Genomic DNA, 24028 nt, shown 5'->3' with positions numbered 1-24028 from the left:
GACGGTCACGGCGCGCCGCCCGATTGATAACCATACAACATCAATCCTTCCAAAATTCGCACTTAACGTTTTCCCGTCTCCGGGCGAACATTGCCAAAACGACAATCGGTCGCGCCCCGCGCCATTCCCGCATTCTCTGGAGACACCCTGATGCACCCCTCGCCCAGCCTTTCGACCGGACGTTCGAAGGCCGCCGCGGTATTCCGCGTGACGGCCGGCAACTTCCTCGAGCAGTTCGACTTCTTCCTGTTCGGCTTCTACGCGACGCAGATCGCCGCCGTGTTCTTTCCCACCGCGAACGAGTTCGCCTCGCTGATGATGACCTTCGCGGTCTTCGGCGCCGGCTTCCTGATGCGGCCGCTGGGCGCGATCGTGCTGGGCGCGTACATCGACGACGTCGGCCGCCGCAAGGGCCTGATCGTCACGCTGGCGATCATGGCGAGCGGCACCATCCTGATCGCGTTCGTCCCCGGTTATGCGACGATCGGCCTGCTCGCGCCCGCGCTCGTGCTGATCGGGCGACTGCTGCAGGGCTTTTCGGCGGGCGCGGAACTCGGTGGCGTGTCGGTCTATCTCGCCGAAATGGCCACGCCCGGCCGCAAGGGCTTCTTCACGAGCTGGCAGTCGGCCAGCCAGCAGGTCGCGATCGTCGTCGCGGCCGGCCTCGGCTTCGCGCTCAATCAATGGCTGAGCGCATCGGCGATCGCCGCGTGGGGATGGCGCGTGCCGTTCTTCGTCGGCTGCATGATCGTGCCGTTCATCTTCGTGCTGCGCCGCAACCTCGAGGAAACCCAGGAGTTCAAGGCGCGCCGGCACCGTCCGAGCATGAAGGAAGTGTTCGGCACGCTGGCGCACAACTGGGGTGTCGTGGTCGCCGGCATGATGCTGGTCGCGATGACGACCACGAGCTTCTACCTGATCACCGTCTACGCGCCGACGTTCGGCAAGACGGTCCTGCACCTGAGCACCGCCGACAGCCTGCTCGTCACGCTGTGCGTCGGCGTGTCGAACTTCGTGTGGCTGCCGATCGGCGGCGCGCTGTCCGATCGCATCGGCCGCCGGCCGCTGCTGGTCGGCATGACGCTGCTCGCGATCGCCACCGCGTACCCCGCGCTGTCGCTGCTCGCGCATGCGCCGTCGTTTATCAACATGCTGCTCGTGCTGCTGTGGCTGTCGTTCATGTACGGGATCTACAACGGCGCGATGGTCGTCGCGCTGACGGAAGTGATGCCCGTCGAGGTGCGCGTGGCTGGCTTCTCGCTCGCCTACAGCCTCGCGACGGCCGTGTTCGGCGGCTTCACGCCCGCCATCTCCACGGCGCTGATTCACATGACGGGCGACAAGGCCGCACCCGGTTACTGGATGAGCCTCGCCGCGGTGTGCGCGCTGCTCGCGACGTTCGTACTCTATCGCCGCCATCCGGCGACGCTGACACCGGCGCACTGACGCCGCATTCCGAACCCCTGCCCCGACTTCGCACGACCCAGGCCACGACCACGACCATGAAGAACCTGCTCCTGAAACTGTGCGCGACCGCACTCGTCGCCACCTCCGCAATCGCCGCGAACGTGCAGGCCGCCGAGCTGCACGTGATGAGCTCGGGCGGCTTCACCGCCGCCTACAAGCGGCTCGGCCCGCAGTTCGCGGCCCGCACGGGCAACACGCTCGACACCGCGCTCGGCCCGTCGATGGGCAAGTCGCCCGAAGCGATTCCGAACCGGCTTGCGCGCGGCGAGCCGGCCGACGCGGTGATCATGGTCGGCTACGCGCTCGACGACCTGATCAAGCAAGGCAAGGTGATCCCCGGATCGCGCGTCGAGCTGGCCGATTCGCGGATCGGCATGGTCGTGCGCGACGGCGCGGCGAAACCCGACATCAGCTCGGCCGACGGCCTCAGGGAAGTGCTGCTGCACGCGAAGTCGATCGCGTACTCGGACAGCGCGAGCGGCGTCTACATCGAGCGGGAATTGTTCAAGAAGCTCGGCATCGAAGACCAGGTGAAAGCGAAGGCGAAGATGGTCCCGCGGATCCCGGTCGCCTCCGTGGTCGCGAACGGCGACTACGAAATCGGCTTTCAGCAGGTGAGCGAACTGCTGCCCGTGAAGGGCGCGACCTTCGTCGGCAAGATTCCCGAAGCGCTGCAGTCCGTCACGCGCTTCGCGGCCGGCATCCCGGTCGGCGCGCAGCACCCGGAGGAAGCGAAGGCGCTCCTCGACTATCTCGCGTCGCCCGACGTGCAGGCGGAAGTGAAATCGACCGGGCTGGATTCCGTCTCCGCGCATTGAGCCCGCAACCCGGGAAGGCGCGCGTCAGACCGCCTTCCCGTCGCGCCCGGCGCCGGCCCCGGCATCGTCGGCGCCATTCGGGCCTTCCGGCCCGGCCGCGTTCAGCACCCGCACGAGACGCGCACGATCGCACGCCCCTTCCCACGACGATACGAAGATCACCGCGCACGCATTGCTGATCACGCTCGTCAGCGCACGCGCCTCGGACATGAAGCGATCGATGCCGACCAGCAGCGCGACCCCGGCGACCGGCAGGTCGGGCATCACGGCGAGCGTCGCGACGAGCGCGACGAGCCCGCTGCCGGACACGCCGGCCGCGCCCTTCGACGTCAGCAGCATGACGGCCAGCATCGCCGCGATCTGCGGCGCGGACAGCGGCACGTCGCACGCCTGCGCAATGAACAATGCCGCGAGCGTCAGATAGATCGCGGTGCCGTCCAGGTTGAACGAGTAGCCGGCCGGCAGCACGAGCCCCACCACGCCCTTGTCGCAACCGAGCGACTCCAGCTTGACGATCAGCCGCGGCAACACCGGCTCCGTCGACGAGGTCGCGAGGACGATCAGCAGCTCCTCGCGCAGGTAGCGCAGCAGCCGCCACAACGCGAATCCGTGCAACCGCGCGAGCGGTGCGAGCACCAGCGCGACGAACAGCCCGCAGGCCACGTAGAACGACAACATCAGCCGCGCGAGCGAGCCGACCGAGCCGATGCCGAAGCGGCCCACCGTGAAGGCCATCGCGCCGAATGCGCCGAGCGGGGCGAGCCGCATGATCATCGCGAGCACGCGAAAGACGATCTGCGCGACGCCGTCGATCAGCGCCAGCACGGGCCGGCCGGCCTGCGGAGCCGCATTGAGCGAAAAACCGAACAGCAGCGCCAGCAGCAGCACCGGCAGCACCTCGCCCTGCTGGAACGCGCCGAGCATCGTGTCCGGGATCACGCTCAACGCAAACTCGACCAAGCCGCGCGGCGGCGCATGCCGCGTATAGGGCGCAAGGACGCTCGCATCGAGATGGCGCACGTCCACGTGCATGCCGGCGCCCGGCTGCAGCACGAACGCGGCGACGAGCCCGAAGGCGAGCGCTGCGGCGGTCAGCAGATAGAACAGCACCAGCGCGCGGACGATCGTGCGACCGATGGCGGTCCCGTTCGCCAGCGACGTGATGCCCGACACGATCGTGCAGAACACGACCGGCGCGATCATCATCCGCACGAGGCCGACGAAGGCATCGCCGAGCGGCTTGAGCATCGCGCCCGCCGACGGCCAGAAATGGCCGACGCTCACGCCGAGCACCATCGCCAGCAGAACCTGCACGTAGAGCGAACGAAGCGGTCTTGCCAGCGTCACGATGCGGTCTTTCCCGATGTTCCGGCCGTATTCGCCGCATGCGCCCCCTGTTTCGATCCATCGCCGCGCTTCGCATCGACGACCGCCTGGTGGAACGCTTCCGCGGCCGGTGTGAGCGGGCGTCCGCGCCGTTTCACGATGCCCACGCGGCGCTTGACCGCCGGCTCGACGAGCGGCACGCTCGTGAGCAGCGGATGGTCGTGCCCGGGCATCGCCATCGACGGTACCGCGGCGACGCCGAGCCCTGCCTCGACCAGCCCGAGCATGGTCGTCACGTGGCGCGTCTCGCACACGCTCGGCGCCCGCGGCGCGACGCTCGTCAGCGCCTGGTCGAGCAACAGGCGGTTGCCGGACGTCTTGTCCACCGACACATACTCGTACTCGTAAAGCTCGTTCCAGGTCACGCGCTTCTTGCGCGCGAGCGGATGGTCGCGCCGGCACGCGGCGACGAACCGCTCCTGCAGCAGCAGCTTGAATTCGACCTCGGGCTCCTGGCTGCCCATGAAGCTCACGCCGAAATCGGCCTCACCGCTGATGACGGCGCTCAGCACCTCGTTCGCGCTCGCGTCCAGCAGCTTGACCCGGATGCGCGGAAAGCGGCGGTGATAGCTCGCGATCACGTTCGGCAGAAAGTAGTAGGCGACCGACGGCACGCACGCGATCGTCACGTGACCGAGCCGGCTCGATGACACGTCGCGGATGCCGAGCAGCGCGACGTCGAGATCGTCCAGCAACTGCTCGGCGCTCGGCGCGAACACGCGGCCGACGGTGGTCAGCGAGACGCTGCGCGTGGTGCGCTCGAACAGACGCACGCCGAGCGCTTCCTCCAGTTTGTCGATCCGGCGGCTCAACGCGGGCTGCGAAATGCTGATCGCCTCGGCGGCCTTCCGGAAGCTGCCCAGCTCCACCACCGCGCGAAACGCCTGCAAATCGGTCAAATCGAAGTTGATTCCCACGGGCCGTGTCTCCGCATCTCGAATGCCCGGTATTTTGCATGATTCGGGCAGCCACACCCAGCCCGGAGATGCCCGGCTCCGACGCCCGCTACGCGCGATGCCGCAACGCATCGATCACGATCGAAAACGCGCGCGACGCCTGGCGGCGGCTCGGGTAGTACGCGTGATAGCCGGGAAAGACCGGGCACCAGTCCGGCATCACGATGCGCAGCCTGCCGGCGTGCACGTGGTCGAGCACGATGTCCTCGGTGACGAACGCGATGCCGAATCCGTCGAGCGACGCCTGCAGCATCTGCGGCTGCGTATTGCAGGTGATCCGCCCGTTCACGCGCGCCTGGATCTCGTTCCTGCCCTTCTTCAGCTCCCATGCGTAGATGCCCTTCGCGGTCGCGAGCCGCAGCGTCACGCAATCGTGATCGAGCAGGTCCTGCGGCGTCTTCGGCGGCTTGCGGCCGTCGAGATAGGCCGGCGACGCAACCATCGCCATCCGGATGTCCGGGCTGATGCGCACCGCGATCATGTCCTTCGCGACCTGGTTGCCGTAGCGCACGCCGATGTCGTAGCGCTCCTCGACGATGTTCGACAGCCCGTAGTCGACCGAGAACTCGACGCGGATGTCGGGGTAATCGGGCAGCACCTTCCTGAGCTTCGGCCAGATGATCGTGTCGATCGGATGCTCGGTGGCCGTGATCCGCACGACGCCCGCCGGCTTGTCGCGGAAATCGGCCACCGCGGCGAGCTTCGTTTCGATCTCGTCGATGCGCGGCGCGACGGTCCGGAACAGTTCCTCGCCCGCTTCGGTCGTCGACACGCTGCGCGTCGTGCGCGTCAGCAGCCGCACGCCGAGCCGCGCTTCGAAATCGCGCACCGTCTGGCTCAGCGCCGATTGCGACACACCGAGGCGCGCCGCCGCGCGCGTGAAGCTCCGGTCGCGCGCCACCGCGAGAAACGCCAGCAGATCGTTGAGGTTTTCGCGGGGCATGTCGGGCGGCTCCTGTCGAAACGGACGCCCATCCTAGCACCGACGCCGCCCCGCGCCACCCGGTACGGCTTCCGTCTATTCATTAGCCTGACTTATAAGTCCAAGCGCAGTGCGCTACTTAATCGATCGATCGTGGGTCGATAGACTGCGAAGCCTTCGGGTCCCCTGCGGCCGTAGCCGACTTTGGGGATCTCCCCTGCATTCCTTTCCGGAGTCCGTCTCGTGAAATCCGCTCTTCGCCTTCTCGTCGCCGCACTTGCCGTCTCCGGCCCGTGGTTCGCCCATGCGCAGGGCCTGACGCGCGAGCAGGTGCGCGAGGACATGATTCGCTACGAAGCCGCCCGCTTCAATCCGGCACGCGCGAATCCTCGCACGTGGGTGGACGATGCTCAGGCCGCGTCCGCACGCGTCATGGCCGTGAACGATGCCGACGGCCGCACGCATCTGGCCGATCGCGGCGCGGCCGCCGCGCGCTGCGACTGACCGACGCCGCCCCTTCGCCCACGATCCGCACCGCTTCGACGATGCAAGCCGTTGCCACTTCCGACCGGCGCCCCGCGCCCGTTCAAACCGCCGCATGGGGCGCCGTCCTCGCGATGGCGCTCGGCGCGTTCGCGCTCGTCGCGTCCGAATTCATGCCGGTCAGCCTGCTGACGCCGATCGCCACGGACCTGCACGTCAGCGAAGGCCAGGCGGGCCAGGCCATTTCCGTGTCCGGCGCCTTCGCGCTCGTGACGAGCCTGTTCATCGCGTCGCTGGCCGGACGGCGCGATCGCAAGCGGCTGCTGCTCGTGCTGACGCTGCTGACGATCGTCTCCGGCACGATCGTTGCGTTTGCACCGAATTACGTTGCCTTCATCGCGGGGCGCGCACTGATCGGTGTTGCGATCGGCGGGTTCTGGTCGATGTCGGCCGCGACCGCGATGCGGCTGGTGCCCGATGCCCAGGTGCCGCGCGCGCTGGCGATCGTGAACGGCGGCAACGCGCTCGCGACCGTCGTCGCGGCGCCGCTCGGCAGCTTTCTCGGCGGCATCGTCGGCTGGCGCTGGGCATTCTTCTGCGTCGTGCCGGTCGCGGCGCCCGCGTTCGGCTGGAAACTCGTCAGCCTGCCGCCGATGAAAGCCGCATCGCACGCGGCGCCCGTCAATGCGCTCGCGCTGCTCGGCCGCGTGCCGGTCGCGCTCGGCATGGCGGCCGTCAGCCTGCTGTTCATGGGACAGTTCACGCTGTTCACGTACCTGCGGCCGTTCCTCGAAACGGTGACGCACGTCGGCAATGCCACGCTGTCGCTGATGCTGCTCGCGATCGGCGTGGCCGGGGTCGCGGGGACGATCCTGATCGGTGCGTGCCTGAAGAACGGGCTGTACCGCACGCTCGGCGTCACCCCGCTGCTGATGGCCGCGATCGCCGTCGCGCTCGTGTGGTGCGGCGCGTCGACCGCCGCCACCGCGGGCCTGCTTGCCCTGTGGGGACTGACCGGCACGGCCGCGCCCGTCGGCTGGTGGACCTGGCTCGCGCGCACGCTGCCGCATGACGCGGAAGCCGGCGGCGGGCTGATGGTCGCGGTCGTGCAGCTCGCGATCGCGCTCGGCGCGACGACGGGCGGCCTGCTGTACGACCTGCACGGCTATCGCGCGACCTTCGCGATGAGTGCGGCGCTGCTCGTTTGCGCCGGCGTGGCGGCGTTCGCGGCGGGACGCGCCGCCGCGGCGCGCACGGCAGGCGGCTGAGCACCGCACGACGCCGCTCTAGGCCGCTCTAGGCCGCTCCGGGCCGCTCGATGCCGTTTTGCAAGTCGTACCGTGCAAGGCGGCTGGAGCATCGCCGGGGCTGCTTGCATCCCCAGTCCCCCGCCATCGCCGGATGCGGCCCCGACCCACGAAGCGTCCATCGCGACCGCACGCGGCATGCCGGTTGCTGCATGTCGTCGATATCGTCGATACGGGAGCCGCCGATGCACACACTGCCGAAGTTCCGTCCCGGGAACGCCTTCGATCGGCTTGTCGCGCGCGCCCGAGCATGCCGCTTCGCGCGCGCGGCGTCGGCCTGCACCGGAGGACTGGCATGAAGCGCCACGCGAGCACGAAACCGGCGGCGGTCCCGGCCGCCGACGACACACCGGCCACGCTCGACGCCTGCCGCCGCTGCGGGCTGTGGGAACATGCGACACAGCCGGTGCCCGGCGCCGGGCCCGCCGACGCGCGCATCATGCTGGTCGGCGAACAGCCGGGCGACCAGGAGGACCGCGCGGGCATCCCGTTCGTCGGCGCGGCGGGCCGCATGCTCGACCGCGCGCTCGACGAGGCCGGCATTGCGCGCACGAGCGTCTACCTGACCAACGCGGTCAAGCACTTCAAATGGGAATCGCGCGGCAAGCGGCGGCTGCACAAGACGCCCGCGCAGCGCGAGGTCGCCGCCTGCCGCTACTGGCTCGAACGCGAGCTCGACGCGGTGAGCCCGCGCGTGATCGTCGCGCTCGGCGCGACGGCGCTGCGCGCGGTGCTGCAGGACAACGACGCGACGCTGGAGCGTACGCGCAAGCCGGTGCGCTCGCCGGACGGTTGTCTCGTCGTCGCGACCTATCACCCGTCCTACGTGCTGCGCACGCGCGGCGCCGATTCGCGCGAGCACGCGTACCGGACGCTCGTCGACGCGCTGCGCACCGCGTCGCGCCTCGCGCGCGGCAACGGCGGCGCGCACGCGGCATCCGGAGACGGCGAATGAGCGACCTGCGCGGCGGCGCGTCGCGCGATACCCCGGCTGCCGCAACCACCGCAACCCCCACAACCGCCGCGAAGCCCTGGTACCGTCGGCTCGGCCCCGGCCTGCTCGCGGGCGCGTCCGACGCCGATCCGAGCAACGTCGCCGTCTATGCGCAGGCCGGCAGCCAGTTCGGCTTCCACATGCTGTGGATGATCGTGATCACGCTGCCGATGATGGTGGCCGTGCAGCTCGCGGCGGCATTCATCGGGCGCGCCAACCGCGAAGGCCTCGTGGCCGGCATCCGCGAGCAGTTCTCCGGCCGCCTCGCCAAGGCCCTGATCGTCATGGTGGTGATCGTCAACGTCGTGAACGTCGGCGCCGACCTCGCCGCGATGGGTGATGCGACCGCGCTCGTCGCCGGCGGCCGCAGCTACTGGTATGCGCCCGTCTACGGCATCGCGTCGCTCGCGCTGCAGGTGCTGCTGTCCTACGAACGCTACGCGCGCTGGCTCAAATGGATGACGCTCGGCCTGCTCGCCTACGTGCTCGAACTCGGCTTCGTGCACATCGACTGGCGCGGCCTGCTGCACGCGATCGTCCTGCCGCACATCGCGTTCACGCACGACTATGCGACCACGGCGGTCGCGGTGCTCGGCACGACACTGAGCCCCTACCTGTTCGTATGGCAGGCCGCGCTCGAAGTCGAGGAAACCCAGGCCGAGCGCCGCAACGGCGACACCGCGTGCACGCCCGGCGCGCGCCATGAAACCGGGCGGCGCATCACGTTCGACACCTGGACCGGGATGATCGTCACCAACGCGGTATCGTTCTGCATCATGGTGATCGGCGCGGCGGTGTTCTTCTCGCACGGCAAGCACGACATCGGCTCCACCGCGCAGGCTGCCGAGGCGCTGCGCCCGATCGCCGGCGAGGCGGCATTCGTCGTGTTCGCGTTCGGCATCGTCGGCTGCGGGCTGCTCGCGATCCCCGCGTTCGCGGGCAGCGCCGCATACGGTTGCGCGGAGGCGTGGCGGTTCCGCGAAGGGCTGAACGAACCGGTGCGGCGCGCACCCGCGTTCTATGCGGTACTGGCCGGCTGCGTGATCGTCGGCATCGCGATCTGCTTCAGCCCGGTCGATCCGATCAAGGCGTTGTACTGGAGCGCGGTGCTCAACGGCGTCGCGGCAGTGCCGATGCTGGTGCTCGTGATGCTGCTGTCGCAGCGGCGCGATGCGGCCGGCCAGCCGGGCAGCGGCATCGCGTCGAAGGTGTTCGGGTGGCTGGCGGTCGCGCTGATGGCGGCATCGGTGGTCGTGATGGCCGCTGACATGCTGAGCTGATCTGCACGACATGGTTGCGCCTGCAACCGTTCAGGCGACACGGACGGCGTGGACAGCGAACGACCCCGACGATCGGGTGACAACCGGGCACGCCGCGCGAGCGGCATCGCCCGGTTGCCGGACCGGCAGCGTCACATCATCTTGCCGCGCGATTTTTCGGCCCGCGCCGCATCGGCCGCCGACTCGACCTTCTTCACTTCCTCCGGCGGCGGCAGCACCGCCTTGAAGCCCATCGAGTCGATCCACATCTCGCGCGCCCAGCCGCGGGTGTGATACAGGTGATGGTCCTCGTCCGCCTCCACCTCATCGTGCGCGGCCTTCAGCGCCTTCGCCGCGTCGCGATCGCGCAACTGCTCGGCCGCATAGCCGATCAGCTCCCAGTTCAGGTGGTCCTTCGTCTCGGCGAGCACCACGCACTCGGCCGCGACGATCTGCGCGACCGCAGGGTCGGCCTGCTTCTTCGCCTGCTCGATCACCTGGACGAGCGACTTGCCGGTCGCCGCCACGGCGGCGCGCCCCGGCGACTGCGTATCGGGATCGAGGCCGAGCGTGTCGAATACCTTGCGCAGCACTTCCTGGTGATGCATCGTTTCGCGGTGGTACTTCTCCCATTCCTTGTGCAGGTCCTCGTCGGTCGCACACTTGAGCGCGGCCTCGTAGATCTTCGCGCCGCCGAGCTCGGTTTCGTATGCCTGGCACAGCAACGCCAGGATGCCTTCGTGCTTCGATTGCCGTTGGCCCATGACTGCTTCTCCGAAAAAACGGGCCGCCCGCGCGGCCCTGGGGTTGAACCGGGCACGCGTTACTGCGCGCCCACCTTGCGCTGGAGTGCTTCCGCCATGCTCAGGTGATGCCTGAGCGTCGGCAGCGCGGCGGTCGCGAACGCCCGCAGCTGCGCGTCCTGGCCGCCGCGCGCCTCGTCTTCGAACAGCGCGACCGCCTTCTTGTGCGCGTCCGGGCCGGCCGCTGCCACATACGCCGTGTCGAAGTCGTGTCCGCTCTTGCCGCGCAGCGCTTCGACGTCAGGGTCGTGGATCTGCTCGACCTGCGGCTTCATGCCCGCGCGCGCGGCGACCTCGTCGAGCTTCGCGTTCGCCTTGCCGTGGTCGGCCACCATGCGTTGCGCGAACGCGCGCACGTCCGGCGACTGCGCCTGCTTCAACGCGAGCTGGCTCGCCTGCACTTCGGCCTTGCCGGCCAGCGCGGCCTTGTCGACGAATTCCGCATCGCCGCGCTGCGGCGCCTTCGCGATGCCCGGATCGCCCGCGCCGGCGGCGCCCGACGACGGGTTGATCACGCCGCCCGGCACATGCGAATTCGACGCGGGCGGCTCGCTCGGCGCCTGTGCCTGCGCGAGCCCCGCTACGGCGAGTACGCCCGCGGCGAGCGCCGCGATCGTCCAGTTGGGTTGTTTCATGCGCTTTCTCCTGGTGTTGCGGGAGTCGTCACCCGCCGACGATCGAGCCGCCGTTCGGATGCAAGGTCTGTCCCGTCATGTAGCTCGCGCCGTCCGACGCGAGCAGCACATAGCAGCCGATCAGTTCGTCCGGCTGCCCCGGCCGCTTGAGCGGCACGTTCGAGCCGAACGTCGCGACCTGTTCGGCGGTGAAGGTCGACGGGATCAGCGGCGTCCAGATCGGCCCCGGCGCGACGGCGTTCACGCGAATGTCGCGCTCGGCCAGCTCGATCGACAGCGAACGCGTGAACGCGACGATCGCGCCCTTGGTCGCCGAGTAGTCGGGCAGCTTCGGGCTGCCGTGATACGCGGTCACCGACGCGGTGTTGACGATGCGCCCGCCCGCTTTCATGTGCGGCAGCGCGGCCTGCGTGCAGAAGAACATGCCGTACACGTTCGTGCGAAACGTGCGCTCGAGCTGTTCCTCGGTCACGTACTCGATGCCCGGCTGCGGATGCTGCTCGCCCGCGTTGTTGACCAGCACGTCGAGGCGCCCCAGCCGCTCGACCGTGCGCGCGACGGCGTCGCGCGCCTGCCGGCGGTCGCCGACGTCGCAAGCGATGGCCTCGCAGCGCCGGCCCGCCTGCTCGATCAGGCGCTTCGTGTGCGCGGCATCGTCCGATTCGTTCAGGTAGACGATCGCGACGTCCGCGCCCTCCTTCGCGAAACCGATCGCGACCGCGCGGCCGATCCCGCTGTCGCCGCCCGTCACGAGCGCGACCTTGCCGGCGAGCCTGCCGCTGCCGACGTAGTCGGCCGCCTCGTCGCGCGGCTTCGGATGCATGTCCCGCTCGGTGCCCGGCTGCCGGGCCTGTTCCTGGGGTGGCAGGGTCTTTGCCGTCGTCATGGGTTCCTCCTTGAACGGGTGTCGGCGAGACGTCGCAAGCGGCATGCCGCGCGGCGGCCCGGCCCGGTGCACGCGCGATGCCCGCGCGCCGCACGCCGCGTTGCAAGCGCGTTCAGAAACGGCATGCTCAGCGCGGCGTGCCCTGCGTCGTGCCGTCCGGCCGGCGCACCGGATCGAAGTCGCGCCATTCGCCGTCCTGCCAGTCGCCTTCGACACGTTCGATCGCTTGCGCGCCGGTCGCACGCAGCACGTCTTCCGCGGTGGCCGCGGTCGTCGACGTCACGCGCGCGGCCAGGATCACGCCGGTTTCGCTCTTCGCGAGCGCGCCCTTGCCTTCGGCCTGCTCGCCGCGCATCCGGCCGAGCGCGCCGCCGAACGCACCGAGATAGGCACCGGCGAGCGCACCGGCGGCCGGCACGAACCAGTAGCGCACGCCGAACGCATAGACGATCAGCCCGACGATCGCGCCGATCAGCAGCCCGCGCAGCGCGCCGACCAGCGCGCCGCGCCCGCCGGGCTTCGCGGCCGTATCGGCATACACGTCGCCGCCGATCGGGAAGCGCGCGTGCTGGCCGCCCGGGTTCAGGAAGAAGATCGACACGTCGTCCGGGCCGAACGCGCGCTCGTAAAGGTGGCGCGCCCCACCTTCCGCTTCATCGAACGTCGTGAAGCGGCCTGCGACGATCATCGCCATGGTCGTGCTCCTCGTGGCCGTAAGGTGCCGCGCACGCGAGCGCGGGCGCGACGCGACGCGGGTGCGCTCACATCAGCCGCCCGAGCTCCTTGGATACCGATGCCGGCGTGCCGTATTCGCGATCGGGGATCTGCCTGAGCATGTCGAGTACGCGCGGGTCGGCGTGCGAGCGCTCCGCGCACTCGACCACCTCCGCCTTGCTCGCCGGATAGTCCATCCCCTTCAGCGCCTTCTGCACGTCGACCGGGCTCGGCGCCTTGCCGTGCCCGCTCTGGTGGCCGCCCTTGTCGTGATCCTGCTGCTCGCGCTCGCCTTCATGCGCGCGCGCGTGGCTGTATTCGTGGCCCGTATGTTGTCGGGATGACATGGAAACCTCCTTCGATTGAAAAACGGAAAGGCACGCCATTACGTCGGGCTGCGCCGCGACCGCGCGAACGCGGCAACCATCAGCGCCGCCGCCCCCAGCGCGACCGCGCCCGCGACCTTCGGCCGCTGCACCACCGCGTTGTATGCGCAAGCGCGCAGCACGGGCCCGTCCATCCCTTCGCGCTCGTGCAGCGCATGGCGGGACTCGTACAGCGCGTTGTCGTCGCGCGGCCGCGCGGGGCGCACCGTGCGCTGGCCGCGCGAGAACAGCGTGGCCGCGATGCGATCGAACAGGCGCGGCGCGTGATACGCGCCGGCCGACGTGAGCTTCGCGGCACCGCCGACGAACAGCGCGCGGCGCGGGTGCGCCGCCGCGAACAGGATCGCGTCGGCGACGAGCTCCGGGTCGTAGATCGGCGGCGGCAGCCGCGCCTCGACGTTCATGTAGTTCTTCGCGTGCATCACGAACATCGTGTCGATCGCGGCCGGCTTGATCAGCGTGACGGACACCGGCAGGCGATCGGACTCGAGCTCGAGGCGCAGCGAATCGGTGAAACCCTTCACCGCGTGCTTCGATGCCGCATACGCGCTCTGCAGCGGCACCGGCGCGTCGGACGCCTCGCTGCCCATGTTGATGATCGCGCCGCCGTGGAAATCGCTCTTGCGCCGGAAATGGTCCGACGCGACGAGCGAGCCGTGCACGACACCCCAGTAGTTGGTGTCGAACAGCCGGCGCTGATCCTCGAGCGGCACCGCCGCCGCCGTGCCGAAGATCGACACGCCCGCGTTGTTGACCCAGGTGTCGAAGCCACCATAGGTATCGGCCGCCGTCGCGGCCGCGCGCTGCAGATCCTCGAGAATGCCGACGTCGCCGGCGACCGGCACCGCGAGGCCGCCGTGCTGGCGGATTTCCTCGCACAGCGTGTTCAGCGCGTCCGCGTTGCGCGCGAACAGCACCAGCTTCGCCCCGCGCCGTGCCGCCTTGCGCACGGTGACGAGGCCGATGCCGCTGGTGGCGCCCGTGATCACGATCGTCTGCTCGCCGACCGGTTTGAGCATGCAGTTCATCACTGGACTCCTTCTGCGGGGCCGGTTACTTCGGACGGATGGTCAGCTGGTCGCGCACGTCCTGCACGCCGTCGATCTGCCTGACGACACCGACGGCCTGCGTGCGCTGCTGCTCGTCCGGCACGCTGCCGGTCAGCATCACGACGCCGTGACGCGTCTTCACGTGAATGTCGCCGGCCGACAGGCCGCTCGTGCCGACCAGCTCGGCCTTCGCCTTGGTCGTGATGGTCGCGTCGCGGATCTTCGTGCCGGTGCTCGAATGCGTCATCGACGACGACGACGATGACGACATGGATGACGATGCCGAGCCGTCGTCTCCGGCGGCGAACACGTTCGGCGCGACGGCGATACAGGCGGTGGCCGCGGCGATCGCGACCGCCATGCCGAGACGGCTGGCGGGATGACGGCGGAATCGCGGTGCGCGGGCTTGCAGCGGGAATACCTTCATCGTGACCTCCTATCGTGAGGCCGGCGTGGCCGGCGGACGTCCGGGTGTCGCAAATCGCGTGCCGCGCGCAACCGGCCGCATGCGCGCGCGGCCCGCCGATCGGACGCCCTTTCATCCAACCCGTTGTAATTTTTGCGGCACGTGGGCAGGGCGTGCCCCCCGCAAAGTGACGGGCATGGCGATTGCCGAAGAGGGACGCAACGGGGCTCGCCGGCGCGGCCCCGACCTCGGGAGCAATACCATGCAAAGAATTGCGTTGATCAGTGAACATGCGTCACCGCTGGGGGTGATCGGCGGCGTGGACGCGGGCGGCCAGAACATCTACGTCGCGAACGTCGCGAAGCAGCTGGCCGAGCGCGACCTCGACGTCGACGTCTACACGCGCTGCGACGATCCGCACCTGCCGGAAGTCGTGCAGATCGGCCCGCGCATGCGCGTGATCCACGTTCCGGCTGGGCCGCCCGCCGCCGTGCCGAAGGAACGGCTGTTGCCGTACATGGGCGCGTTCGCGGACTACATGACCGCGCGCATGCGGCGCGAGCCCGACCCGGTCGACGTGATGCACGCGAACTTCTTCATGTCGGGCGACGCCGCGCTGCGCGTGAAGCGGCGTCTCGGGATTCCGCTCGTCACGACGTTCCATGCGCTCGGCCGCGTGCGCCGGCTGCATCAGGGCGCGGCCGACGGCTTCCCCGACGAACGCTTCGCGATCGAGGACACGCTCGCGCGCCGCTCGGACCGGCTGATCGCCGAGTGCCCGCAGGACGCGCTCGACCTGACCACGCACTATCGCGCCGATGCCGCGCGCATCGAGATCGTGCCCTGCGGGTTCGATGCGGGTGAATTCCGGCCGGTGCCGCGCGTCGATGCGCGTGCGCGGCTCGGCTGGCCACACGATGCATTCATCGTGCTGCAGCTCGGGCGGCTCGTGCCGCGCAAGGGAATCGACACCGTGATCGACGCGCTCGCACGGATGCCACGTGACCCGAACCGGCCGACGCGGCTCTACATCGTCGGCGGCAGCCACGCGACGCCCGACCCGGCGCGCGATCCGGAACTCGCACGCCTCGCCGCGCTCGCGCACGCCACCGGCATCGCGGAACGCGTGACGTTCGTGGGCCGGCGCGAGCGCGACGCGCTGCACCTGTACTACAGCGCGGCGGACGTCTTCGTGACGACGCCGTGGTACGAGCCGTTCGGCATCACGCCGGTCGAGGCGATGGCATGTGCCGCGCCGGTGATCGGCAGCGACGTCGGCGGCATCCGCACGACGGTCGACGACGGCGTCACCGGCTACCTGGTGCCGCCGCGCGACCCGGCCGCGCTCGCCGGGCGGCTCGTGCAGCTGCGCGCGCAACCGGCGCTGTGCGATGCGCTCGGCCGGGCCGGTTATCTGCGCGCCCACCGCTTCTACACATGGCGCGGCGTGACCGACCGCCTCGTCGACATCTACCGCGACGTCGCGCATCCGCAACGTGCCGGCACGGCGGCCGGCAGCCGCCGCACGCCCGTCGCGACCACGCCGGGCGTACTCGCCCACCGCAAGGAGAATGCATGATGAAGGGCTACGATCGCAAACGGGTACTCGTCACCGGCGGCGCCGGGTTTCTCGGTTCGCATCTGTGCGAACGCCTCGTGACGGCCGGGCACGACGTGCTGTGCGTCGACAATTTCTACACGGGGGCGAAGGACAACATCGCGCACCTGCGCGATGCGCCGAACTTCGAGCTGATGCGGCACGACGTGACGTTTCCGCTGTACGTCGAGGTCGATGAAATCTACAACCTCGCATGCCCGGCGTCCCCCGTGCACTATCAGCGCGACCCGGTGCAGACGACCAAGACCAGCGTGCATGGCGCGATCAACCTGCTCGGCCTCGCGAAGCGCGTGAAGGCGCGCATCCTGCAGGCATCGACGAGCGAAGTGTACGGCGACCCCGACGTGCATCCGCAGGACGAGCGCTACTGCGGCCGCGTGAACCCGATCGGCATCCGCGCGTGCTACGACGAAGGCAAGCGCTGCGCGGAAACGCTGTTCATGGACTATCACCGCCAGTACGGCGTCGACGTGCGGATCGCGCGGATCTTCAACACGTACGGGCCGCGCATGCATCCGGCCGACGGGCGCGTCGTGTCGAACTTCATCACGCAGGCGCTGGCCGGCGAAGCGTTGACCGTCTACGGCGACGGCAGGCAGACGCGCTCGTTCTGCTATGTCGACGACATGGTCGATGCGCTGATCCGGCTGATGGACGAGCCCGGCGACGCCTGCGAGCCGGTGAACCTCGGCAGCGACGACGAGATCGCGATGATCGACGTGGCGCGCGAGGTCGTGAGGATCGTCGGCGCGACGGTCGCGATCGAGTTCCGTCCGTTGCCGTCCGACGATCCGCGTCAGCGCCGGCCCGATCTCGACGCCGCGCACCGGCGCCTCGGCTGGCGCGCGACGACGCCGCTCGCGAGCGGGCTCGCGCATACCGCGCGGTATTTCATCCATCGGCAGGTCGCGAATCACACGCCGGGCGATCTCGTGCGCAGCACGCGGATCGCGTCGCACATGCTCGCGCAGATCAGCACACGAAACCGGTCGGGGGCGGCAACGTGAACGGCACGACGTGACACGACGCCGCGTCGTCGCGTGTCGGGGGCGACGGCCGGCGCGCACCGGCCACCGCGCATCAGCCGTCGCGCTTCGTCACGCGCGCGATCCGGCGGGCCAGCTCGCGCACGTCGACCGGCTTGCACAGATAGCCGTCGAAGCCCGCTTCGAGCGCGCGGCGTTCGTCGCCGAGGCCCGCGTGCGCGGTGACCGCGAGCACGCGCAGGTTGGGCGGGCTGCCGCCGTTCGCGCCGCCGCGGCGCAACGCATCGAGCAGCCAGAAGCCGTCGCCGTCGGGCATCGCGAGATCGGACAGCACGACGGTCGGCTTCACGTCCGCGACGATGGCGAGCGCGTCACGGCCCGACGACGCGACCGCGACGACCGCACCGAGCGTCGCCAGCGCGGCGGTCAGGCTCGCACGCGTGGTCGGGTCGTCGTCGACGATCAGGATGCGCTGCGACTCGAGCATCGGCGTACCGCGCGCGACGTCGTCCGGCGTGACGCTCCACGCCATCGCCCCCGCCGGCTGCCAGCCGGCCGGCAACGTCACGGTGAACGTGGCGCCGCGATTGCGGCCCGGGCTTGCGACGCTGACCGTGCCGCCGTGCAGCTCGGCGATATGCCGCACGATCGACAGGCCGAGCCCGAGCCCGCGCCGCGACGAGGCAGGCGACTCTTCCGCGCGGCGGAACATGTCGAACACGTACGGGATAAAATCCGGCGCGATGCCCTGCCCGGTATCGGCGACGGTCAGCATCGCGTGCCCGGCGTCGCGCGACAGCGTGACCGTCACCGCGCCGCCGGCCGGCGTGAATTTCAGCGCGTTCGACACGAGGTTCGACAGCATCTGCCGCAAGCGCTCCGCGTCGCCCGACACCACGCATGCGAACGTGGCGCAGTCGAATTCGAGCGCGATGCCGGCCGACGACGCGGCCGTCTGGAACGTGCCCGTCGCATCGGCGAACAGGCGCACCACGTCCACCGGCATCGAATCGATCCGCAGCTTGCCGGTCGCGAGCGACGATGCGTCGAGGATGTCGCCGACCATGCGCGTGAGCGAACGCGCGCTGCGATCGATCGCGTCGATCGCCTGCTGCTGCAATCCGTCTTCGCGCGAATTGCGCAGCACCTCGACCCACCCGTAGATCACGTTCAGCGGCGTGCGCAGTTCGTGCGACACGGTCGCGAGCAATTCGTCCTTCAGGCGGTTCGACGTATCGGCCTGGTCGCGCGCGTCGCGCGCGCCCTGCAGCGAGCGGTGCGCGCGCAGGTCGCGGCGGCGCTGCGCGCCGGTCTCGCGCAGCGTCAGCGACAGCGCGACGCTGCCGCGCAGGTCGCCGCGCACCGGGCATGCGGACACCGTTGCGCGAAAGCGCCGGCCGTCGCGGCGCACGCACAGCAGTTCGAGCGGGCCGACCGGTTCGCGCATCGCGTCGAACGTGTCGGCCAACGGATTGCGCTGCAGCCAGCGCATCGCGACGAGCGATTCGAACGGGCGCCCGTATGCCTCGGACTCGTCGTACCCGAAGATCCGCTGCGCGGCCGGGTTCCAGCTGACGATGCGGCCCTCGCCGTCGACGCCGACGATCGCGTCCGGCGATGCCTCGACGACCGCGAGCTGCAGCCGCGACTTGTCGGCGCGCGCGCGCGCCACGCCGGCATCGCAGAACAGCAGCACCGCGCCGTCGATGTTGCCGTCCGCATCGGCGATCGGCGCCGCCGCCTCGGCGATCGGCACCGGCGTGCTGCCGGCGGCGCCGTGCAGCAAGTGCCGGTCGGACAACGCATGCGCGCCGCCGAGCGCCCGCTCGAGCGGCGTCGCCTGCACGCGCCGGCCGTCGTGATCGAACAGGCGCAGCACGTCGCGCACAGGCCGGCCCGTCGCCTCGTCCACGCCGCAGCCTGCCAGCTCGGCCGCCACCGCATTCAGGTAAGTCACCCGGCCTTTCCCGTCGGTCGCGATCACGCCGTGCGGCAGCGACTGCAGCACGCCTTCGAGTTGCCGCCGCGCGGCCGTGTCACGCCGGCGCGCGACGTCGTTCGTGAGCCGCGCGTGGTGCAGCATCGCCGCGCCCGCGCAGACCAGCATGCCGACCAGCAGGAAGACGAAGAGCTGCACGAGCCGGGCCGACAACGGCCCGGTGTACGCGGCCGGATCGGACAGGAACAGCGTCCAGATCAGCAGCCCGCTGACCACGGTCGACACGATCCCGAACAGGAACGACGTCACCCATGCCGCGCCGGCCAGCATCGGGTAGTACAGGATCAGCGACAGGTTCACGCCGCCGAAGCGGATCGCCAGCGCCTGCAGCACGGTGGCGATCGCGACGAACATCACGGCGGTTGCGTAATTTCCGACCTGCGGCCGTGCAAATTCAAACATCGGACACGCTCCTGCCGACCCACCGGCGGCAGCCGGCCACGCGCAGCCGGACGGGCACGTCACCTGCTCGGCCGCCTGTGCTGACCTGGGAGACCTTCACACCATGACCGCTCCGACACGCTGGCTCGTCGTCTCGCCGCATCTCGACGACGCCGTATTCAGTTGCGGGCAGCTGCTCGCGCAGGCACCGGGCTCGGTCGTCGTCACGGTGTTCGCGGGCATTCCGGAACACGGTACGGCCGCGCCGCCGTGGGACCGTCGCGCGGGATTCCGCACGGCCGACGACGCGATGCGCACGCGCCGCGACGAGGACCGTCATGCGCTCGCGCTGCTCGATGCGCGGCCCGTCTGGCTCGACTTCCTCGACGACCAGTACGGCACGCCGGCCGCGTCGGCTGCAATCGCCGCGCGCGTGGCCGACGTGATCGACGCGCATCCGGGCTTCGGCGTGCTGGCGCCGGCCGGCCTGTTCCATCGCGATCACCTGCAGGTTCAGCAGGCCGTGCTGGCGCTGCTGCGCGATCACGACCGGGCCGGCGACGCAGCGCGCGTGTGGCGCTTCTACGAGGATGTGCCGTACCGGCGGATCGACGGGTTGATGGCCCGGCGCGTGACCGGCTGGCGCGAGCACGGCTGGATCGGCCACCCGGTCGGCGCGCCGGCCGGCAACAGCATGGACACGGCGGCTGCGAAGGCCGCCGCCGTCGCCGCGTATGCGAGCCAGATTGCGCTGTTGGAGCCTCATATGCGTGCCGATCTCCGTGAACCCGAAACATACTGGCGGCTCGAATGCGACGGCACGTCCGCGTGACGCCCGCGCGTGTCGTGCTGCCGCCGCGCGAACCACGCGTGACCGCGGTGGTGCTGACCTGCCGGCGCTCGATGGAGCTCGCGCGCACGCTGGCGCGGCTCTCCGCGCTGCCCGACCGGCCGGCGATCGTCGTCGTCGACAACGGCTCGGACGACGCGACCGCGGCGCTCATGCACAGCCGCTTTCCTCATGCGACGCTGGTGCATGCGCCGGCCAATCTCGGGGCCGCCGGCCGCAACCTCGGCGCGGCCGTCGCCCGCACGCGCCACGTCGCGTTCTGCGACGACGACACGTGGTGGGCGCCCGGCTCGCTCGCCGAAGCCGCGAACCTGCTCGATGCGTACCCGCATGTCGCGGCCGTCACCGCGCGCGTGCTGGTCGGCCCCGACCGGCGCGAAGACCCGACCTGCCGGTTGATGGCCGACAGCCCGCTCGATGCGCCCGTCGCGCTGCCGGGGCGCCCGATCCTCGGGCTGCTGGCCGGTGCGAGCGCATTCCGGCGCGACGCGTTCGTGGCCGCGGGCGGCTATCATCCGCGCTACTTCCTCGGCGGCGAGGAAGCGCTGCTCGCGCTCGATCTGTATCGCGCGGGCGCGTGGCTCGTCTATGCACCGCGTCTGACGGTTCATCACTACCCTTCGAAGCAACGCGACGTGCAGACGCGTGCGAGCGTGTCCGCCCGCAACGCGGTGTGGACCGCGTGGCTCAGATGGCCGGCCCGCGCCGCGCTCGCGCATACCGTCCGCATGCTGCCGCGCCTGTGGCGCGAACGCGGCATCGTGCCCGCCTTCGCGGGCCTGCCGTGGATCCTGCGCGAACGGTGCGCGCTGCCGCCGCACGTCGAACGCATGCGCCGCCGGCTCGACGACGACGCGCGTCGCCGCGCGGACGGGCGCGCATGAGCGCGCCTGCCACGAGATCAGGAGTCCGGTTTTTCCGCTTCGTCTTCCAGTTGCGCGAGCCGGTTGTAGATCGTCTTCAGGCTCACGTCCAGCACTTCGGCCGCCTGCGCCTTCACGCCGCCGCATTTCGCGATCGTGCCGAGAATCAGCTTGCGGTCGACTTCCTCGAGCGGCGTGCCGAACGGCACCGTCACGCGATCCTCGTGCGCGTCGACCATGTTCGACAGTTCGTCCATGATCGGCGGCGGCAGCGTGTCGATCACGTCCGCGTCGGCGAAGATGCTCGCGCGCTGCACGAAGTTGCGCAGCTCGCGCACGTTGCCGGGCCATGCGTAGGACTTCAGCGCTTCGCGCGCGGCGGGCGCAAAGCGCAGATTGCGGCCGCTTTCCTCGTTGTAGTGCTGCAGGAACGCGTCGGCGAGCATCGGGATGTCGTCGCCGCGCTCGCTCAGCGACGGCAGCGGAATCGGGAACACGTTGATCCGGTGATAGAGGTCGGGCCGCAGCTTGCCGTCGGCCATCGCGGCTTCCGGATCGCGGTTGGTCGCCGCGACGATGCGCACGTCGACGTCGATCTCGCGCGTCGAGCCGAGCCGCGTGAGCCGCCCGGTTTCCAGCACGCGCAGCAGCTTGACCTGCGATTCGACCGGCATCTCGGTGATTTCGTCGAGGAACAGCGTGCCGCCGTCCGCGCGTTCGAAGAAGCCCTTGTGCTGCCGCTCGGCGCCGGTGAAGCTGCCGCGGTCGTGGCCGAACATCTCGCTCTCGACGAGATTCGCGGCGATCGCGCCGCAGTTGACCGCGAGGAACGGGCCGCGGCGGCGCAAGCTCAGGTCGTGCACCGTCTGCGCGGCGAGCTCCTTGCCGGTACCCGACTCGCCGGTGAGCAGCACCGACGCCTCGGTGCGCGCGACGCGGCCGATCGCATCGTAGACGGCCTGCATCGCGGGCGAGCTGCCGAGCATCCGGCCGAAGCGGCCGAGACGCTTCAGTTCGGAGCGCAGTTCGGCGATTTCCTCATGCAGTGCGGTGGTGCGCGGCACGCGCGCGAAGATGCTGTTCAGCCGCTGCATGTTGATCGGCTTCACCAGATAGTCGGTCGCGCCGCGCCGCAATGCGTCGATCGCGGTTTCGAGGCTCGCGTGACCGGTGGTCAGCACCATTTCGCAATGCGCGCGCTTCGGCAACGCGTCGAACAGATCCATGCCGTTGCCGTCCGGCAGCACGAGATCGCACAACACGAGATCGGGGGTGTGCGTCGAGACGAGCGTGCGCGCTTCTTCGAGCGTCGCGGCCGTGTCGCATGCAAGCTGCTGCGCTTGCGCGAGGGTCGCGAGCATCGTGCGCGTATCGGCGTCGTCTTCGACGATCAGGACATAAGGCATCGAAGCTCCTGGTGGGTGCGGCCCGGGCGCAAGGCGTCGGCCGAAACCGCGGCGGGCGTGCGATGCGGGGTACGACGCCGGAACCCGGCGGCACATCCGCACCGCACACGAATGAGCAAATTAGCTGTCCTGCAGTGACAAACGCGTGCTTAGAAGTATAGAAGAAGTGCGTCGTGCCTTCGCCGATCATCGAATAAATCTATCTGTCCGCGGCGAGCGCATTGCCAGATTCAATCCGGCGAAACGGGCATAAAAGGTATGCTTTCCACATGAAAAAATGATGCGTGGCGGTCATTTTTTCGCCTGCTCCTCGACGGTTTCGGTCAATACTTCCAACTCGATACACTCATGTCGAAATCCGACGATGACGGCGCGCGGCTGTTCGGCCGCTCGCCAACGATTCAGGACTTGCTGCTGAAGGTAGCGCGTGTCGCCGCGACGCGCGTCAGCGTCCTGGTGGTCGGCGAGAGCGGCGCCGGCAAGGATATCGTCGCGCGGCTCATCCACGACATGAGCCCACGCCGGCGCGGGCCGTTCGTGCCCGTCAACTGCGGGGCGATTCCGAAGGACATCGCGGAATCCCATTTGTTCGGACATGAAAAAGGCAGCTTCACCGGCGCGATCGCGCAACATGTGGGCATGTTCGAAGCCGCGCGCGGCGGCACGCTGTTTCTCGACGAAATCGCGGAAATGCCGGCTGAATTGCAGGTGAAACTGCTGCGCACGCTGGAGTCGAACACGATCGTGCGCGTCGGCGGTCACGAAGCGATTCCGCTCGACGTGCGGATCGTCGCGGCCACCCATCACGATCCGGTCGAGGCCGTGCGCAGCGGCCGGCTGCGCGAGGATCTGTTCTACCGGATCGCGACGATCGCGCTGCACGTGCCCGCGCTGCGGCAGCGCGAGGACGACGTCGGCGACATCGCGCTGCAGATCGTCGAACGGCTGAATGCACGGCATCGCACGCGCAAGCGTCTGTCGCTGCAGGCGATGAAGGCGCTGCGTGCCTATACGTGGCCCGGCAACGTGCGCGAGCTGCGCAACGCGCTGGAGCGCGCGTTCATTCTCGCCGACGAGCAGATCGAACTGCAGCTGCCACGCCGCCAGCCGCCGCGCGAGGAGGTGCGTCACAACGCGATGACGCTCCATATCGGCACGACGCTCGCGCATACGCAGCAGCGCTTCATCGTCGCGTCGCTGCGCCATTTCAACGGCGACAAGCCGCGCACCGCGAAAGCGCTCGGCATCAGCCTGAAGACGCTGTACAACCGGCTCGCGCTATTGCCCGAACACGAGCGCAACGCGGCAAGCGGCGCGGCTGCGCCGACGCCCGCTGCGGGCAGCGCAAGCGACGCCACGGCCACCGCCGGTGCCGCCAGTGCCGCCGGCAGCACGAGTGCGGGCATGCCGCCGAGCGCAACCAACCCGTAAGCGGGCCGCCTCGGCGGCCGCAC

General features: G+C 69.6%; 23 protein-coding genes. 11 read left to right on the top strand and 12 right to left on the bottom strand.

The features are described 5' to 3' along the window. Positions 1 to 150 precede the first annotated feature (150 nt). Positions 151 to 1446: an MFS transporter gene (locus NQV17_RS10420; protein ID WP_257772025.1), complete on the top strand. Its 1296-nt coding sequence runs from the start codon at positions 151 to 153 to the stop codon at positions 1444 to 1446. A gap of 56 nt (positions 1447 to 1502) precedes the next feature. Then, complete coding sequence (locus NQV17_RS10415) at positions 1503 to 2285, top strand: substrate-binding domain-containing protein (RefSeq protein ID WP_257772023.1); 783 nt, start codon at positions 1503 to 1505, stop codon at positions 2283 to 2285. A 24-nt stretch (positions 2286 to 2309) separates the two neighbouring features. On the opposite strand, the gene dctA is transcribed toward NQV17_RS10415, so the two are convergent. The 3 genes from dctA to NQV17_RS10400 form a co-directional block, all read right to left on the bottom strand. Continuing rightward, positions 2310 to 3632 carry a C4-dicarboxylate transporter DctA gene (gene dctA / locus NQV17_RS10410; protein ID WP_257772021.1) on the bottom strand — a complete coding sequence of 441 codons (1323 nt, stop codon included), beginning with the start codon at positions 3630 to 3632 and terminating at the stop codon, positions 2310 to 2312. Further along, entirely contained in the window at positions 3629 to 4588 is a 960-nt protein-coding gene (locus tag NQV17_RS10405) for a LysR family transcriptional regulator (RefSeq protein WP_257772019.1), read from the bottom strand. The genes dctA and NQV17_RS10405 overlap by 4 nt, the downstream gene beginning before the upstream one ends. A gap of 88 nt (positions 4589 to 4676) precedes the next feature. After that, the gene (locus NQV17_RS10400; protein ID WP_257772017.1) at positions 4677 to 5570 is read right to left on the bottom strand and encodes a LysR family transcriptional regulator; all 894 of its coding nucleotides are present in this window, start codon (positions 5568 to 5570) and stop codon (positions 4677 to 4679) included. Positions 5571 to 5792: 222 nt separating this feature from the next. Here NQV17_RS10400 and NQV17_RS10395 point away from each other — a divergent pair, with 222 nt between their 5' ends. The 4 genes from NQV17_RS10395 to NQV17_RS10380 all read left to right on the top strand — a co-directional run bounded on the left by NQV17_RS10395 (position 5793) and on the right by NQV17_RS10380 (position 9613). Beyond that, entirely contained in the window at positions 5793 to 6053 is a 261-nt protein-coding gene (locus tag NQV17_RS10395; RefSeq protein WP_257772015.1) for a hypothetical protein, read from the top strand. 41 nt (positions 6054 to 6094) lie between these two features. Beyond that, entirely contained in the window at positions 6095 to 7300 is a 1206-nt protein-coding gene (locus tag NQV17_RS10390; RefSeq protein ID WP_257772013.1) for an MFS transporter, read from the top strand. 334 nt (positions 7301 to 7634) lie between these two features. Beyond that, the gene (locus NQV17_RS10385) at positions 7635 to 8294 is read left to right on the top strand and encodes a UdgX family uracil-DNA binding protein (RefSeq protein WP_257772011.1); all 660 of its coding nucleotides are present in this window, start codon (positions 7635 to 7637) and stop codon (positions 8292 to 8294) included. Then, complete coding sequence (locus NQV17_RS10380; RefSeq protein ID WP_257772009.1) at positions 8291 to 9613, top strand: NRAMP family divalent metal transporter; 1323 nt, start codon at positions 8291 to 8293, stop codon at positions 9611 to 9613. The genes NQV17_RS10385 and NQV17_RS10380 overlap by 4 nt, the downstream gene beginning before the upstream one ends. A gap of 131 nt (positions 9614 to 9744) precedes the next feature. On the opposite strand, the gene NQV17_RS10375 is transcribed toward NQV17_RS10380, so the two are convergent. From NQV17_RS10375 to NQV17_RS10345, 7 genes are all read right to left on the bottom strand, one after another. After that, positions 9745 to 10356, bottom strand: coding sequence for a DUF892 family protein (locus tag NQV17_RS10375; RefSeq protein WP_257772007.1), 612 nt, complete (start codon positions 10354 to 10356; stop codon positions 9745 to 9747). A 59-nt stretch (positions 10357 to 10415) separates the two neighbouring features. Next, on the bottom strand, positions 10416 to 11030 hold the full coding sequence (locus tag NQV17_RS10370) for a DUF4142 domain-containing protein (RefSeq protein WP_257772005.1): 615 nt from the start codon (positions 11028 to 11030) through the stop codon (positions 10416 to 10418). A gap of 28 nt (positions 11031 to 11058) precedes the next feature. After that, complete coding sequence (locus NQV17_RS10365) at positions 11059 to 11916, bottom strand: SDR family oxidoreductase (RefSeq protein ID WP_257772003.1); 858 nt, start codon at positions 11914 to 11916, stop codon at positions 11059 to 11061. Positions 11917 to 12043: 127 nt separating this feature from the next. Beyond that, on the bottom strand, positions 12044 to 12610 hold the full coding sequence (locus NQV17_RS10360; RefSeq protein WP_257772001.1) for a hypothetical protein: 567 nt from the start codon (positions 12608 to 12610) through the stop codon (positions 12044 to 12046). A 67-nt stretch (positions 12611 to 12677) separates the two neighbouring features. Then, entirely contained in the window at positions 12678 to 12977 is a 300-nt protein-coding gene (locus tag NQV17_RS10355) for a DUF2795 domain-containing protein (protein ID WP_044843366.1), read from the bottom strand. 38 nt (positions 12978 to 13015) lie between these two features. Beyond that, a complete protein-coding gene (locus NQV17_RS10350; RefSeq protein ID WP_257771999.1) occupies positions 13016 to 14044 on the bottom strand; it encodes an SDR family oxidoreductase in 1029 nt (342 codons plus the stop codon). Between the two features lie 25 nt (positions 14045 to 14069). Further along, positions 14070 to 14492, bottom strand: coding sequence for a BON domain-containing protein (locus tag NQV17_RS10345; RefSeq protein WP_044843364.1), 423 nt, complete (start codon positions 14490 to 14492; stop codon positions 14070 to 14072). 241 nt (positions 14493 to 14733) lie between these two features. Here NQV17_RS10345 and NQV17_RS10340 point away from each other — a divergent pair, with 241 nt between their 5' ends. Together NQV17_RS10340 and NQV17_RS10335 are read left to right on the top strand one after the other, a co-directional pair. Further along, positions 14734 to 16050: a glycosyltransferase family 1 protein gene (locus tag NQV17_RS10340; RefSeq protein ID WP_257771996.1), complete on the top strand. Its 1317-nt coding sequence runs from the start codon at positions 14734 to 14736 to the stop codon at positions 16048 to 16050. Continuing rightward, positions 16050 to 17096 carry a UDP-glucuronic acid decarboxylase family protein gene (locus NQV17_RS10335; protein WP_257772377.1) on the top strand — a complete coding sequence of 349 codons (1047 nt, stop codon included), beginning with the start codon at positions 16050 to 16052 and terminating at the stop codon, positions 17094 to 17096. The genes NQV17_RS10340 and NQV17_RS10335 overlap by 1 nt, the downstream gene beginning before the upstream one ends. Positions 17097 to 17169: 73 nt before the next feature. Here the strand turns inward: NQV17_RS10335 and NQV17_RS10330 are convergent, their stop codons facing one another. After that, positions 17170 to 19476: an ATP-binding protein gene (locus NQV17_RS10330; protein ID WP_257771993.1), complete on the bottom strand. Its 2307-nt coding sequence runs from the start codon at positions 19474 to 19476 to the stop codon at positions 17170 to 17172. A gap of 103 nt (positions 19477 to 19579) precedes the next feature. Here NQV17_RS10330 and NQV17_RS10325 point away from each other — a divergent pair, with 103 nt between their 5' ends. Both NQV17_RS10325 and NQV17_RS10320 read left to right on the top strand, forming a co-directional pair. Continuing rightward, positions 19580 to 20287, top strand: a complete 708-nt coding sequence (locus NQV17_RS10325; protein WP_257771992.1) for a PIG-L deacetylase family protein — start codon at positions 19580 to 19582, stop codon at positions 20285 to 20287. Then, positions 20266 to 21189 carry a glycosyltransferase family 2 protein gene (locus tag NQV17_RS10320; protein WP_257771989.1) on the top strand — a complete coding sequence of 308 codons (924 nt, stop codon included), beginning with the start codon at positions 20266 to 20268 and terminating at the stop codon, positions 21187 to 21189. The genes NQV17_RS10325 and NQV17_RS10320 overlap by 22 nt, the downstream gene beginning before the upstream one ends. A gap of 17 nt (positions 21190 to 21206) precedes the next feature. Here NQV17_RS10320 and NQV17_RS10315 read toward each other — a convergent pair whose 3' ends face one another. Then, positions 21207 to 22574, bottom strand: a complete 1368-nt coding sequence (locus tag NQV17_RS10315; protein WP_044843358.1) for a sigma-54 dependent transcriptional regulator — start codon at positions 22572 to 22574, stop codon at positions 21207 to 21209. 348 nt (positions 22575 to 22922) lie between these two features. Here NQV17_RS10315 and NQV17_RS10310 point away from each other — a divergent pair, with 348 nt between their 5' ends. After that, positions 22923 to 24005 (top strand): sigma-54-dependent Fis family transcriptional regulator, encoded by a 1083-nt coding sequence (locus tag NQV17_RS10310; RefSeq protein WP_257771985.1) that lies wholly within the window; start codon positions 22923 to 22925, stop codon positions 24003 to 24005. Positions 24006 to 24028: the final 23 nt, after the last annotated feature.

Origin of the sequence: Burkholderia sp. SCN-KJ, from assembly GCF_024656005.1 — a bacterium.
Classification (GTDB): Bacteria; Pseudomonadota; Gammaproteobacteria; order Burkholderiales; family Burkholderiaceae; genus Burkholderia.
The sequence above is the reverse complement of the archived record's forward strand: the minus strand, read 5'-3'. Positions and strand labels throughout refer to the sequence as shown.